Origin of the sequence: Bacillus bingmayongensis (genome assembly GCF_000299035.1) — a bacterium.
GTDB classification, from domain to species: domain Bacteria; phylum Bacillota; class Bacilli; order Bacillales; family Bacillaceae_G; genus Bacillus_A; species Bacillus_A bingmayongensis.
Genome location: NZ_AKCS01000078.1, coordinates 1 through 1040, shown reverse-complemented (window position 1 = coordinate 1040; position 1040 = coordinate 1). Strand labels below are relative to the sequence as shown.

At 33.3% G+C, this 1040-nt stretch carries 1 protein-coding gene; it reads right to left on the bottom strand.

Annotation, left to right across the window (positions count from 1 at the left end; all coding sequences use genetic code 11):
• Positions 1-105 precede the first annotated feature (105 nt).
• Positions 106-1040 (bottom strand): site-specific integrase (locus tag Y7E_RS0106890; RefSeq protein WP_017150550.1); only part of this gene is annotated, 935 nt, incomplete at its 5' end.

Below are 1040 nucleotides of genomic sequence, written 5' to 3'. Positions count from 1 at the left end.
ATACTACTCATGTGGAGTGTGTGGCTTGGTTAAGCCTTGATATATAGGGATTTCATAATAATTGTTGATGGGTTTGACCACATTCGGACCACATCAACAATTATTTTATGATTTTAAAGCCTCACTTAGTGCTATAGTGGCACTTTCTTGCATATCTAATGTAACATGACTATAAGTGTCCAATGTGGTCTTAATAGAATTATGCCCTAATCGTTCACTTACGACTTTTGGATTAATGCCTAATTTAAGAAGAAGTGTAGCATGAGTGTGTCGTAAGTCATGGAATCTAATTTTAGGAACTTGTGATGTTTTTACAAACCTTTCAAAAACAGTAGTTAATGTTCTTGGATATATTGGCTGACCATCTTCTCTACAGAAGACTAAATCATTATCTTTATAAGCTGTACCAATGGATAATTTAAATTCACTTTGTTTTACTTTATAACTTTTTAACTCTTTACATAAGTTTTGGTCGATGGAAATTAAACGTTTAGAACCTGATGTTTTTGGTTCTGTAAATCGAAATCCTAATTCATCGTAAATTAGAGTTTCCGTCACACTGATCTTACCTTCAACTAAATCTACATTTTTCCACTTTAAACCTAGTAACTCACCTCTACGCATACCTGTATTGAGTGCAAGTAAAAATAAATGGTAGTAGATAGGATTATCAAATTTAGCATATGTTAAAAATGTTTTTGTCTCCTCAATTGACCACGTATTATTGACCACTCTTCGTGGTCGAGGAATTTCTACATGCTCAAATGGGTTTTTATATAGAAGTTCCCATTTAACCGCATCTTCTAATGCCCCTTTTAAAACAACAAAAATATATTCAATATATTTAGGAGATAATTCTTCATCGATTAGTGATTTAACAAATCGTTGCCCATGCAGGGGTTTTAAGTCTTTTAGTTTTTGTGAACCAAGTACAGGGATAATCCTACTGTTCACAGCTCGTCTATAATTGATAAATGTAGTTTCTCTCACTCGTTGCTTAGCTGTGTTTTCAAGCCACTCTTGTAAATATTCACTGAGAG